Source organism: Ancylobacter mangrovi, from assembly GCF_024752335.1.
GTDB classification, from domain to species: domain Bacteria; phylum Pseudomonadota; class Alphaproteobacteria; order Rhizobiales; family Xanthobacteraceae; genus Ancylobacter; species Ancylobacter mangrovi.
This window is the reverse complement of the sequence record NZ_JANTHY010000010.1, coordinates 115,063-127,869: the sequence shown is the minus strand read 5'-3', so window position 1 is coordinate 127,869 and position 12,807 is coordinate 115,063. Positions and strand designations below refer to the sequence as shown.

The 12,807-nt window shown below is 69.7% G+C and carries 11 protein-coding genes; 8 read left to right on the top strand and 3 right to left on the bottom strand.

Translation table 11 applies throughout. The features are described from left to right. Positions 1–53: 53 nt before the first annotated feature. From NVS83_RS20660 to NVS83_RS20630, 7 genes are all read left to right on the top strand, one after another. Positions 54–1,013: a MurR/RpiR family transcriptional regulator gene (locus tag NVS83_RS20660; RefSeq protein WP_258741046.1), complete on the top strand. Its 960-nt coding sequence runs from the start codon at positions 54–56 to the stop codon at positions 1,011–1,013. Next, on the top strand, positions 1,013–1,972 hold the full coding sequence (speB, locus tag NVS83_RS20655) for an agmatinase (RefSeq protein WP_258741044.1): 960 nt from the start codon (positions 1,013–1,015) through the stop codon (positions 1,970–1,972). Before NVS83_RS20660 ends, speB begins: the two co-directional genes overlap by 1 nt. A 79-nt stretch (positions 1,973–2,051) precedes the next feature. Continuing rightward, positions 2,052–3,551 carry an ABC transporter substrate-binding protein gene (locus tag NVS83_RS20650; protein ID WP_258741043.1) on the top strand — a complete coding sequence of 500 codons (1,500 nt, stop codon included), beginning with the start codon at positions 2,052–2,054 and terminating at the stop codon, positions 3,549–3,551. Between the two features lie 145 nt (positions 3,552–3,696). Then, entirely contained in the window at positions 3,697–4,653 is a 957-nt protein-coding gene (locus NVS83_RS20645) for an ABC transporter permease (protein WP_258741041.1), read from the top strand. Beyond that, positions 4,640–5,515, top strand: coding sequence for an ABC transporter permease (locus NVS83_RS20640; RefSeq protein WP_258734002.1), 876 nt, complete (start codon positions 4,640–4,642; stop codon positions 5,513–5,515). Before NVS83_RS20645 ends, NVS83_RS20640 begins: the two co-directional genes overlap by 14 nt. Next, positions 5,515–7,635, top strand: coding sequence for an ABC transporter ATP-binding protein (locus NVS83_RS20635; RefSeq protein WP_258741040.1), 2,121 nt, complete (start codon positions 5,515–5,517; stop codon positions 7,633–7,635). The genes NVS83_RS20640 and NVS83_RS20635 overlap by 1 nt, the downstream gene beginning before the upstream one ends. 48 nt (positions 7,636–7,683) lie before the next feature. Beyond that, the gene (locus tag NVS83_RS20630) at positions 7,684–8,643 is read left to right on the top strand and encodes an agmatinase (protein WP_258741039.1); all 960 of its coding nucleotides are present in this window, start codon (positions 7,684–7,686) and stop codon (positions 8,641–8,643) included. A gap of 66 nt (positions 8,644–8,709) precedes the next feature. Here the strand turns inward: NVS83_RS20630 and NVS83_RS20625 are convergent, their stop codons facing one another. The 3 genes from NVS83_RS20625 to NVS83_RS20615 form a co-directional block, all read right to left on the bottom strand. Continuing rightward, positions 8,710–9,012 (bottom strand): antibiotic biosynthesis monooxygenase family protein, encoded by a 303-nt coding sequence (locus NVS83_RS20625; protein ID WP_258734005.1) that lies wholly within the window; start codon positions 9,010–9,012, stop codon positions 8,710–8,712. A gap of 129 nt (positions 9,013–9,141) precedes the next feature. Further along, positions 9,142–10,431, bottom strand: a complete 1,290-nt coding sequence (locus NVS83_RS20620; RefSeq protein ID WP_258741038.1) for an ATP-binding protein — start codon at positions 10,429–10,431, stop codon at positions 9,142–9,144. Then, the gene (locus tag NVS83_RS20615) at positions 10,428–11,171 is read right to left on the bottom strand and encodes a response regulator (RefSeq protein WP_258734007.1); all 744 of its coding nucleotides are present in this window, start codon (positions 11,169–11,171) and stop codon (positions 10,428–10,430) included. The genes NVS83_RS20620 and NVS83_RS20615 overlap by 4 nt, the downstream gene beginning before the upstream one ends. Before the next feature lie 391 nt (positions 11,172–11,562). On the opposite strand from NVS83_RS20615, the gene NVS83_RS20610 reads away from it, so the two are divergent. Then, positions 11,563–12,807: an efflux RND transporter periplasmic adaptor subunit gene (locus tag NVS83_RS20610; protein ID WP_258741036.1), complete on the top strand. Its 1,245-nt coding sequence runs from the start codon at positions 11,563–11,565 to the stop codon at positions 12,805–12,807.

Sequence of the window (12,807 nt, the reverse complement as noted above, 5' to 3'; positions counted from 1 at the left end):
CTGTTTTGAAACAAACGTTGCAGAGCGCGAAACAGCCCCCTATCGTGGCCGGCATGAAACGCTCCGACTTCGTTGCCAGGGTGAAGCAGCACTTCGACGAGCTGCCCGGCCAGATCCGGGTCGCGGCCGGCTATGTGCTCGACCATCCCGAGGACGTGGCGCTGCTGTCGATGCGCGAGCAGGCGCGCCGCGCCGGCGTGCCGCCCGCGACCATGACCCGCTTCGCCCAGCAGCTCGGCCTGACCGGGTTCGACGAGGTGCGCGCCATCCACGCCGCGGCCCTGCGCGAGGCGCCCGTCGCCTATGGCGGGCGGGCCGAGAACCTGCTGCGCCGCCATCGCGAGGTCGGCGATGCGGGCATCGCCACCGAGATGCTGGCGCGGCTATCCGGCCACCTCACCGAGGTCGCCCTGCCCTCGCGGGTCGAGAAGCTGGTGGAAGCCGCCCGCGCCATGGTGGCGGCACGGCGGATCTACTGCCTCGGCCACCGCTCCTCCTTCCCGGCGGCGTTCCAGTTCAACTATTTGCTGTCCTTCTTCGACGACCGCTCGGTGCTGCTCGACGCCACCGGCGGCGTCGGCCATCCGGGCATGCTCGATTCCGGCCCCGGCGACGTGCTGCTGGTCATCTGCTACACGCCCGCCGCCCGCCATGTGGTGGAGGCCACCGCCTTCGCCCGCCGTCAGGGGGTGCGCGTCGTCGCCATCACCGACAGCGAGGCCAACGCGATCGGCCGGCTGGCCCATCTCACCCTGCTCGCCTCCAGCCAGTCGCCTTCCTTCTTCGACACGGTGACGCCGGCCTTCGCGGTCTGCGAGACGCTGGTGGCGCTGATCGCCGGCCTCCATCCCGGCGATGTCGCCGCCTCCGTGGCGCGCACCGAGGAGAAGCTCTGGGAGCTCGGCGTGTGGTGGCGGGAGGAGGACGCGCTGCCGGCCGGCGCGTCCGCGTCCCGCGGCGACGAAGCGGCCAGCCAGGCCGTGCCGGACCCCGCCAGGGCGGAGGCCGAGTGATGGACGCGCCCACTCCCCGCTACGCCGCCTACATGCCCTCCGCCGGCATTGCGAGCTTCCTGCGCTCGCCGATCTGCGAGGACTTCGCGCAGGTCGAGGCCGACGTGGCGGTGCTCGGCATCCCCTATGATTGCGGCGTCGGCTACCGCCCCGGCACGCGCTTCGGGCCGCGCGAGATCCGCAACCAGTCGACCCGCTACGCCGCCTGGGGCACCGGCAACGCCGCCGGCTACTGGGACGTCAACCGGAAGCAGCGCTTCCTGAAGGACGTCTCGATGGTCGATTGCGGCGATGTCGACATCACCTATTTCGACATCGACGCCAACATGGCGAAGATCACCGCCTCGGTCGGCGCGCTGCTGGCGCGCGGGGCGCTGCCGGTGATCCTCGGCGGCGACCATTCGGTCACCTTCCCGAATGTGCGCGCCTTCGAGGCGCTCGGGCCGATCGACATCGTGCATATCGACGCGCACATGGACTGGCGCGACGAGATCGCCGGGGTGCGCTACACCAATGCGAGTCCGCTGCGGCGCGCCAAGGAGCTGCCCTTCGTGCGCCACATGGTGCAGCTCGGCATACGCGACGTGCGCACTCGCGAGAACGACTATGAGGACGCGCTCGCCCAGGGCGTGCGCATCTTCACCCGCGAGGACATTCGCGAGCAGGGCATCAACGCCGTGCTGGAGGCGATGCCCGAGCTCGGCAACGTCTTCGTCACCATCGACATCGACGGGCTCGACCCTTCCATCGCCCCGGGCACCGGCTCGCCGACCGTGGACGGGCTGCTCTACCACGAGGCGCGCGCGCTCCTTCAGGGCGTCGCCGCGCGCGGGCGGGTGGTGGGCTTCGACCTCGTCGAGGTGAACCCGTTCATCGATGTCGAGGGGCAGACCAGCCTGCTCGCCACCACGCTGATCCTGGAATTCCTCGGCGCGATCTTCGCCGCGCGGGGGCGCTGAAAGGCACCCGGCGCGCTCGTGGCGTCGGGGGCTCAATGAAAAAAGTTAAGCATAAACAAAGACCTCGAAGGAGTTGGGAATGAAGAAGCGATTTATCGGCGCTCTGGGCGCGGCGGCGATCAGCCTGACCGCGCTGATGGCCCCGGCCATGGCGGCAGGCACGCTGCGCGTGGCCATCCCCTCGAACCTCAACACGCTCGACGCCGCCAAGACCAAGCTCGGCGAAGAGTACATCATGAACTTCCTCATCTTCAGCGGACTGACGGAAGTCGACGGCAAGGGCGGCGTGAAGCCCGACCTCGCCGAGAGCTGGAGCAAGAGCGACGACCAGAAGACCTGGACCTTCAAGCTGCGTCCCGGCGTGAAATTCCATGACGGCCGTGAGCTCGAGGCCGCCGACGTCAAGGCCTCCATCGAGCGCATCAAGGACAAGGCGACCGGCTCGCCGGCGCGGGTGAACTTCGACATCGTCGACAGCATCGAGACGCCGGACAAGGAGACCGTCGTCTTCAAGCTGAAGATCCCCTATTCGGGCTTCGCCGAGCTGTTCGGCGACCGCCAGGTGCGCATCCTGCCGCGCGACAAGTTCGACACCATCGCCACCCACCCGATCGGCACCGGGCCGTTCATGTTCAAGTCCTTCACGCCCGGCGACCGCGTCGAGCTGGTGAAGAACCCCGACTACTACGTGAAGGGCGAGCCCAAGCTCGACGCCGTGACCTTCCGCATCATGCCGGAGAGCGCGGCGGAGATCGCGGCGCTGGAGACCGGCGACGTCGACCTCGTCTGGAGCCTGCCGCTCGAATCCATCGACCAGATGAAGGACAACCCGGACATCGTCGTCGACTCGACGCCGACCTCGACCTGGGACGGCCTCATCATGAACAGCGCCAAGAAGCCGTTCGACGATGCGCGCGTGCGGAAGGCGGTGCTGATGGCGCTGGACAAGAAGGCGCTGGTCGAGGTCGCGCTCTACGGCCAGGGCACCCCGACCCACACCATGATCCCGCCCTCGCACCCCTACTACAACTCGGACATCCCGATCGGCGCGCCCGACGTCGAGGGCGCCAAGAAGCTCCTCGCCGAGGCCGGCTATCCGGACGGCTTCGAGGCCACGCTCTATGTCCCGGTCGGCCGCCCGACGCGTGAGCGCCTCGGCATCGCCGCCAAGGAGATGCTGGCGCCGGTCGGCATCAAGGTCGATATCCAGCGCGTGCCGTGGGACAAGTTCGTGAAGGAGATCGAGGGCAAGGCCGACTTCTATGCGGACGGCTTCTTCAGCCGGCCGACCATCGACACCTCGATCTACCCCTTCTACCACTCGACCGGGTCGTGGAACACGCAGCTCTGGAACTACAAGAACCCGGAGATCGACAAGGTCCTGGACGACGCCCGCGCCGCCAAGACCGAGGATGAGCGCGCCGCGCTGTACAAGAAGTTCCAGGCGCTCGCCGAGGACAACCCCGCCGGGGCGATCCCCTACGTGCTCAACCACGTCAACGCCTACCGCAAGAACGTGAAGGGCTTCCATTCCAGCCCGATGATGTGGCTCGACCTGCGCGAGACCACGGTCGAGTGAGCTGACGCTCGCCCGCCTATCTCCCGCGGGCGATGTCCCCCGCTGCCCGCGGGATGCGCCCGGCCCTCCTTAGGAGCCGGGCGCGCCTTCTCCCCCTGCTGCTCAGGTCCCGCCGCGCGCGGAGCCGCAACGCCCGGGAAGTCCCATGGTCCTTTACGTGATCAAGCGCCTCGTCGGCATCGTCGCGATCCTGGTCGTGATGTCGGTGCTGGTGTTCGCCATCACGCAGGTGATGCCCGGCAACGTCGCCCATATCCTCGCCGGCCAGTTCGCCGACGACGCCACCATCAAGGCCATCGAGCACAAGCTCGGCCTCGACGCGCCGGCCTATGTCCAGTACTGGCGCTGGGCGGGCGGGGTGCTGAGCGGCAATCTCGGCAATTCCCTCATCATGGAGCGGCCGGTCGGGCCGCTGATCTGGGACGCCTTCATGTCCTCGGCGCTGCTGGCGGCCATCGCCTTCGTCATGGTCGCGGTGTTCGGCATCGTGCTCGGCGTGCTCGCCGCGGTCCGGCAGAACCGCTTCACCGACCATGCGGTGTCGGTGTTCTCCTATATCGGCGTGTCGGTGCCGGAGTTCTTCTGGGCCATCGTCGCCATCATCGTCTTCGCCCGCTATCTAGACTGGCTGCCGAGCGGGGGCGCGGGGAACCTTTCGCACGGCTTCTGGTCCTGGGCCTCGCATCTGATCCTGCCGTCGCTGACCCTGACCTTTACCCTCATCGCCCATGTCTCGCGCCTCACGCGCTCCTCGATGATCGAGACGCTGCGCTCCAACTATGTGCGCAACGCCCGCGCCAAGGGGCTGCCGGAGGGCGTCATCATCCGCCGCCACGCGCTGCGCAACGCGCTGCTGCCGACCATCACCGTGCTCGCCATCGATGTCGGCTGGCTGCTCGGCAACATCGTGGTGGTGGAGGCGGTGTTCTCCTATCCCGGCATCGGGCGGCTGCTGCTGTTCGCCATCGAGCGCCACGACCTGCCGCTGATCCAGGCCGGAATCCTGCTGATCGCGGCGGTCTACTGCTTCGCCAACCTCATCGCCGACCTGCTCTATGCCTATTTCAACCCGAAGATCCGCTATGGCCATGCCGAAAGCTGACGCCGCCAACGCCGAAGCCGCGCGCCCCATGCGCTCGCTGCTGGCCGGGGCCAATCCGAAGCTCGTCGTCGGCGCGCTGGTGCTGGCGCTGCTGGTCGCGGTAGCGATCGCCGCGCCGTGGATCGCGCCCTACCGCTTCGACGAGATGAGCATACTTAGCCGGCTCAAGCCGCCGAGCCTCGCCCATTGGTGCGGCACCGACGAGTTCGGGCGCGACGTGTTCAGCCGCACGCTGATGGGCGCACGCCTCTCGCTGATGATGGGCTTCGCGGCGACGGCGGTCAGCCTGTTGATCGGCGTGCCGCTCGGCCTGTGGGCCGGCTACCGGCGCGGGACGGTGGACGAGGCGATCATGCGCGCCACCGACGTGCTGCTCTCCTTCCCGCCGATCATGCTCGGCCTGCTGATCCTGGCGGTCACGCCGCCCTCGCTGTGGAAGATGATTATCGCGGTCGGCATCGTCTACGTGCCGAGCACGGTGCGGCTCACCCGCTCGGTCACGCTCGACCTCGCCGGCGAGGAGTTCGTGCAGGCCGCCCGCGCCCGCGGGGAGCGCGCCGCCTATATTCTCCACGCGGAGATCCTGCCCAATGCCTGGCCGCCGATCATGGTGGAGGCGAGCCTGCGCGTGACCTTCGCCATCCTGCTCGGCGCGGCGCTGTCCTTCATCGGCCTCGGCGCGCAGCCGCCGAGCTCGGACTGGGGCCTGATGATCTCCGAAGCCCGTCCCCTCATCGATCGCGCGCCCTGGGTCGCGCTCGCGCCCGGCATCGCCATGGGCATCACCGTGATCGCGGTGAACCTGCTCGGCGACGGCCTGCGCGAGGCGCTCGACCCGCGCATGCAGCGGAAAGGCGGCTGATGACGACGCCCCTCCTGTCCGTCAAGGACCTCACCCTCACCTACCAGACCGGCCGCGGAAGGCTGCGCGCGCTGAACGGCGTGAGCTTCGACGTGAACGCCGGCGAGACGCTGGCCGTGGTCGGCGAATCCGGCTCCGGCAAGAGCTCGGTGGCGCTGGCGGCGATGGGGCTGCTCGGCCCCGAGGCGCATCTCGACGGCTCGATCCGCTTCGAGGACGGCGAGCTGATCGGGCTCGACGAGGCGAGCCGGCGCGCGCTGCGCGGCCGCGCCATCGGCATGGTGTTCCAGGACCCCTTCACCTCGCTCAACCCGAGCCTTCGCATCGGCGAGCAGGTGGCCGAGCCGCTGGTCTACCATCAGGGGCTCTCGCGCGCCGAGGCGCTGGAGAAGGCCGTCGCCGCGCTCGGCGAGGTGGGCCTGCCGGGCCCGCGCGAGATCGCCTCCGCCTATCCGCACCAGCTCTCGGGCGGCATGCAGCAGCGCGTGCTGATCGCCTCCGCCATCGTGTGCAATCCGCGCCTGCTGATCCTCGACGAGCCGACCACCGCGCTCGACGTGACGGTGGAGGCGCAGATCCTCGACCTGCTGGACAATCTGCGGCGCAGCCGCGGGCTCGGCATGGTGTTCATCACCCATAATCTCGGCGTGGTGAACCGCATCGCCGACCGGGTCTGCGTGCTCTATGCCGGCCGCGTGGTCGAGGTGGGCGAGAAGGACACGGTGCTCGGCCGCCCGTCCCATCCCTATACCAAGGGCCTGCTCGCCTCGCTGCCGCGGCTCGCGGCGGACGGGCGCGCGCGGCGCATCGCCCCGATCCCGGGGCGTTTCCCCGACCTCGTCAACGCCCCGCCCGGCTGCATCTTCGCTCCCCGCTGCCCGTTCGCGGAAAGCGCCTGCGTCGAGAACGAGCAGGTGCTCGCAACCGACGCCGCCGGCAACGGCGCGCGCTGCTGGAAGAGCGCCGGCCTGCCCGGCTGGCCGGAGGAGCCGGCGGACGACAGGAGCGTCGTCGAGGTGGCCGCGAGCCGCGAGCCGGCGGAGGACGACGCGCCGCTTCTGCGCACCGAGGACCTCTCCAAGCGCTACCGGCGCGGGCGCATCGGAGGCGGCATCGAATGGACCCGCAAGCTCGGCGTCATTCCCTGGCCGAGCACGCGCGCGGAGACGGTGAACGCGGTCGACGGCATCTCGCTGGAGATCCGGCGAGGCGAGGTGGTCGGCCTCGTCGGCGAGAGCGGCAGCGGCAAGTCGACCTTCGGGCGTACCATCCTGCGCCTCGTCGACCCCTCTTCGGGCCGCGTGCTGTTCGACGGCCGCGACGTGGCGAGTCTGCCCGACAGCGAGCTCGACGATTTGCGCAAGCGGGCGCAGATCGTGTTCCAGAACCCCGATTCCTCGCTCAACCCGCGCCGCCGGATCGGCAAGGCGATTGCCCGCGCGGTGAAGCTGCAGACCAACGTGCCGCCCGAGCGGCTGCGCGCCCATGTCGAGGACCTGCTCGACCGGGTCGGCCTGCCGCGCGCCTATTACGACCGCTATCCGCACCAGCTCTCGGGCGGCGAGAAGCAGCGCGTCGGCATCGCCCGGGCGCTGGCGACCGAGCCGGAGTTCATCGTCTGCGACGAGCCGGTCTCCGCGCTCGACGTCTCGGTGCAGGCGACGGTGCTCAACCTGCTCGACGGGCTCAAGGACGAGCTGAACCTCTCCTACCTGTTCATCTCCCACGACCTATCGGTCGTCGCCTACATCGCCGACCGCATCGCGGTGATGTATTCCGGCCGCCTGTGCGAGATCGGCCCGGCCGACGCGGTGCTGCAGCCGCCCTACCACCCCTACACGCAGGCGCTGCTCTCGGCCGTGCCGCTGCCCACCCCCGGCGCCGCGCGGCGCGAGCGCATCCGCCTGCGCGGCGACCGCCCGCCCTCGGGCGCCCAACGCTCGGGCTGCGTCTTCCACACGCGCTGCCCGCGCTCGCTCGGCGAGCTCTGCGCCAGCACGGCCCCGCCGGTGCACGAGCCCCGGCCCGGCCACCGCATCGCCTGCCACCTCAGCCTCGACGAACTGGCCCGCGACGCCTCGGTGCTGCCCGAGACCGTCCCCGTCGCCGCCGCCGAATGAACTTTCGATGGAGCGGATCGCCGCTCGAAACCCCAAGGACGTGACGTCATGAGTGCCCGCCTGACCAACCCGCCGAAATACGGTCACAAGAGCCTTCTGTATTCCGAGGTCGTCGACGACCTCGACAATCTGAAGGCCGACATCGCCGTGCTCGGCATTCCCTACGGCTCGGCCTACTCGATCGAGGAGGTCAGCAACGACCAGTCCAACGCCCCGACCGCGATCCGCCAGGCCTCGGACCGCGCGGTGCGCGCGCCCGAGCGCTACGATTTCGACATCGGCGGCCCGCTGCTGATGAACAAGCCGATCCGCATGGTCGACTGCGGCGACGTCATCAACGACCCGCGCGACCTCGGCATGAGCTACCGCAATGCCGAGGCGGCGGTGCGCAAGATCCTGAAAGCCGGCGCGCTGCCTATCATCCTCGGCGGCGACCACGGCATCCCGATCCCGGTGCTGCGCGCCTATGACGACCAGGATGGGCCGATCACCCTCATCCATGTCGACGCGCATCTCGACTGGCGCCAGGAGGTGAACGGCGTGCCGGACGGCTATTCCAGCCCGATCCGCCGCATCTCCGAGATGGACCACGTGAAGGACATCTACCAGATCGGCATCCGCGCCCAGGGCAGCGCCCGGCAGGAGGAGGTCGACGCCGCCTATGCGTACGGCGCCAACATCGTCACCGCCTACGAGCTGCACGATGTCGGCATGGACGCGATCCTCGAGCGCATCCCGGCCGGCGGGCGCTACTACATCACGCTCGACGCCGACGGCATGGACCCCTCGGTGATGCCGGCGGTGAACGGCCCGGCGCTGGGCGGCGTGACCTACCACCAGGCGCGCAAGCTCATCCACGGCCTCGTCAACAAGGGCCGCGTGGTCGGCATGGACCTCGTCGAGATCACGCCCGCCAAGGACGTGAACCGCATCTCCTCGATCGCCGCCTGCCGGCTGTTCGTGAACCTGATCGGCGCCACCATCAAGGCCGGCTATTACGAGCGCTGAGGCCCGGCTTACCTTCCGCCGGCCGGACGCTGCGCCATACCCGGCGCGACGCCCGGCCGGCCTCTCTCACGGTTCGGGCGGGGTGAAGGTTCGGATCACCTCATAGGCGCCCGGCTCGAAGGTCGCGATGGCGAGGATCTCCTCGAAGCAGCGCTGCTGCTCCGGGTCGCCGCGCATCGCCTGATAGTCGGCGAGGCTTTGCCACCGGGCGTAGACGGCGACCTTGGTGCCGTCCGTGCCGCGATGCAGGGTGGCGGAGACGAAGCCCGCCGCCCGGCTCACCGGGCCTTCCGTAACCGTGGTCAGCAGGTCGATCAGCCGTTGCTGATCGACCGCATCGACGGTGAACACGTTGATGAACGTGACCACTGGCACTCTCCCGCGATGAAGGGCGGCGTCCCGCCGTCGACCCGGCTCCCGGACGCATCCACGGCGAGCCGCGCGCAATCGCCCGGCGACCGGCATCTTCGCGTCCGGATTCGGCAAAGCGAAGGCGGCTCAGGCCCGATCGGCGTTCGCGGCGTCCGGCGCCAGCGGGAGATGGACGATCTGGGTGAGCCCGCCGCCCGGCCGGTTCTTCAGCTCCAGCCGTCCCTCGATGCCGGTGACGATCTCATGGGCGATGGCGAGGCCGAGTCCGGCGCCGGGAATGGGCGTGCCGCGCGCCGGATCGACCCGGAAGAACGGCTCGAACACGCGGGCCATCATCTCCTCGGGAATGCCCGGCCCGGCATCGTCGATGACGACCAGCGCCTCGCCGCCGGACCGTTCCACCCGCACCACCGCCGCGCGCCCGTGGGTGGCGGCGTTGATGGCGAGGTTGCGGATCGCCCGGCACAGCGACAATGGCCGCGCCAGGACGCTCGCCGGCTCGGCGTGCTCCAGCTCCAGCCGCATGCCGATGCTCTTCAGCTCGCCCACCACCTCGCGCACCAGCCCGTCGAGGCGCACCGGGCTGCGCGCGGCGTCGTCCACCTCCTCGCGCACCAGCCGGATCGCGCTGTCGGCGATGCGGTCGAGCTCGTTGAGATCGGCGATCCAGGTCGCGCGCTCCTCCTCGTCCTCGAAGAACTCCGCGCGCAGCCGCATTCGCGTCATCGGCGTGCGCAGGTCGTGGCCGGCCGCGGCCACCAGCCGGATCCGGCTCTCCATCGCCTGCTTCAGCCGCGAGGACAGCCGGTTGATGGCGTGGGCGGCGGCGCGCACCTCGGTCGGCCCCTCCTCCGGCAACGGCTCCAGCCGCCCGTCCGGGCCGATTTTCGCGACCGTCCGCTCCAGCAGCGCGAGCGGCTCGGTGAGGCGCCGCACCGCGACCACCATCACCAGCGTGGTGCCGAGCGCCATCACCAGCGCCCAGCCGGCCAGCGCCCAGCCGCCATTGCCGGGATGCGGCGGCATGGTCATCGGCATGGTCAGCCAGCGCCCGTCGGCGAGCTGGCCGGTGACGATCGGCCACGGGCCGCCATGCGATGCGCGCACGCTCACCCGCTCGGCCCGTCCGCGCCGCGCCAGCGCGGCGTTGATGCCCTCGCTCGGCATCCTGGCGATCTCGCCCGTGGGCTCCTGGTCGCTCAGGCCGGCGAACCCGTTGCCCTTCTCGGCCACGCGGGCGTCGCCCGCCTTGCCGGCGAGGTCGACCAGCAGCGCCCATTGCGCCGCCACCGCGGTGTCGGTCTCCTCGAAGCGGGGCGGAGACAGCAGCAGGAAGGACAGGCCGGTCGCCAGCAGGGCGACCAGCAGGACCGCGCCCACCAGCAGCGCGGTGATCTTGGTGCGCAGCGTGTTCACGGCATCACCACCGGGCGGGCGGGTTCCTCGGCGGCCTCCACCGGCACCGCGAGCTGATAGCCGCCATTGCGCAATGTCTTGAAGATGCGGAACTGGCCCGCGTCGCCGAGCTTGCGGCGCAGCCGGCTGACCAGCACGTCGATCGAGCGGTCGAAGGCGCCGGCGCTGCGTCCCTGGGTGATGTCGAGAAGCTGGTCGCGCGAGAGCATCCGGCCTGGCCGTTCCAGGAAGGCGCTGAGAAGGTCGAACTCCGCGCCCGTCAGCGCCACCTCCTTGCCTTGCGCGTCGATCACCTGCCGGGTGGCGGGAAGCGCGGTGAAGCCGGCGAAACGGAAGCTCTGGTGGACCGGCACCAGCGGCTCCTCGCGCAGCGCCGTGCGCCGGAGCACGGCGCGGATGCGCGCCAGCAGCTCGCGCGGGTTGAACGGCTTGCCGAGATAGTCGTCGGCGCCGACCTCCAGCCCGATGATGCGGTCGACATCCTCCTTCAGCGCCGTGAGCAGGATGATCGGCACGCTCGAGCGCGCGCGCAGCGACCGGCACAGGTCGAGGCCAGAGACGTCGGGAAGCATGAGGTCGAGCACCACGAGGTCGATGCGCGCGGCCGCGAGGCATTCCTCGGCATGGCGCCCGTCCTCGGCGAGACTCACGCGGAAGCCCTGCCCCTGAAGATACCGCCCGAGCAGCTTGCGGATCTCATGGTCGTCGTCGACGACGAGAATATGTGCGCCCGCGTCCAACAAGGTCCTCCCGGTCACGGCTCCCTCGCCGCAGAAAGGAGCAACAAAGCGCCGGGTTCAACGCAGGAATGGCAACGAAAGGTTTCCAACCGGCACCTGGCAACATTCGGAAACAACATAGTGCGGCCGTCTCAACTTTCGGAAACGGCCAGACCTTCGCCGGAAACGTATCGCCCGGATAGTCGCGGCATCGGACGCGTGCGGAAGATCGCCGCCTGTCGGTCCGGCCCCATTCCCCCGGGACTGCCCATCCGGGGGCGCAGGGAACCTGATCACCAGACTGCCCCCCGATCGGGTCCCGACGGCGGACATGGGCGAAAGCCATGTCCGCCGTTCCCCGTTTTCCGGCCGCGACGCCGGCCGCCACCGGCGGATCGTCGCCCGCAGGACCATGAACGAACGTCGCAACACCGTCCTTCGCAAGCGCCTGCTTGCCGCGCTGCTGGCACTGCTCCTGCTCGCCGGGGGTGGCTGGTTCGCGCGCGAGGACCTGTTCGCCGCCACCACGCCCTCCTACATCACCGCGACCGTCGCCACCGGCGACATCGAGCGCACGGTGCTGGCCACCGGCACGCTGAAGCCGGTGAAGCTGGTGGCGGTCGGTGCCCAGGCATCGGGCCGCATCACCGCCGTGAAGGTCAAGCTCGGCGACGAGGTCAAGGCGGGCGACCTGCTGGCGGAGATCGATTCCACCACCCAGCAGAACGACCTGCGCACCGCCCAGGCGACGCTCGCCAAGGTGCGCGCCGAGCGCGCCGAGAAGGAAGCGACGCTCGCGCTCAACGTGAAGACGCTGGAGCGCCAGAGCAAGCTGCTGGAAACGAGGGCGGTCTCGCGCAGCGACTTCGATACCGCCACCGCCGATGTCGACGTCACCCGCGCCCAGATCAAGGCGCTGGACGCGGACATCGCCGCCGGCGAGGTCTCCGTCTCCACCGCCGAGGCCAATCTCGGCTACACGCGCATCACCGCGCCGATCGACGGCACCGTGCTCGCCATCGTCAGCCAGGAGGGCCAGACGGTGAACGCGACCCAGTCCGCGCCCACCATCGTGGTGCTGGGCCAGCTCGACACCATGACCGTGCGCGCGGAAATCTCGGAGGCCGACATCGTCCATGTCGCGCCCGGCCAGCCGGTCTACTTCACCATTCTGGGCGAGCCGGAAAAGCGCTACGACGCGACGCTCGCCTCCATCGAGCCGGCGCCGGAATCGGTGCGCAGCGACTCCAGCTTCAGCACCTCGACCACCTCGACGAGCTCGAGTTCGTCGAGTTCCTCCTCGACCTCGGAGGCGATCTACTACAACGGCATCTTCAACGTGCCGAACCCGGACGGAAAGCTGCGCACCTACATGACCGCCGAGGTGCACATCGTGCTCGGCTCGGCCCATGACGTGCTCACCATCCCCTCCTCCGCCCTGCTCAGCTCGGACGGCGAGGGCAACGCCCGCGTGCGGGTGATCGGCGAGGACGGGCGGGCGAGCGAGCGCACCATCGGGATCGGGCTCGACGACAAGATGAAGGTGGAGGTGCGCTCGGGCCTGACGAAGGGCGAGCGCGTGGTCCTGAGGGAGGCGAGCGCCTCCACGACGACCTCCTCCGGCCCCGGCGGCCCGCGCCCGCCAATGGGGTTCTAG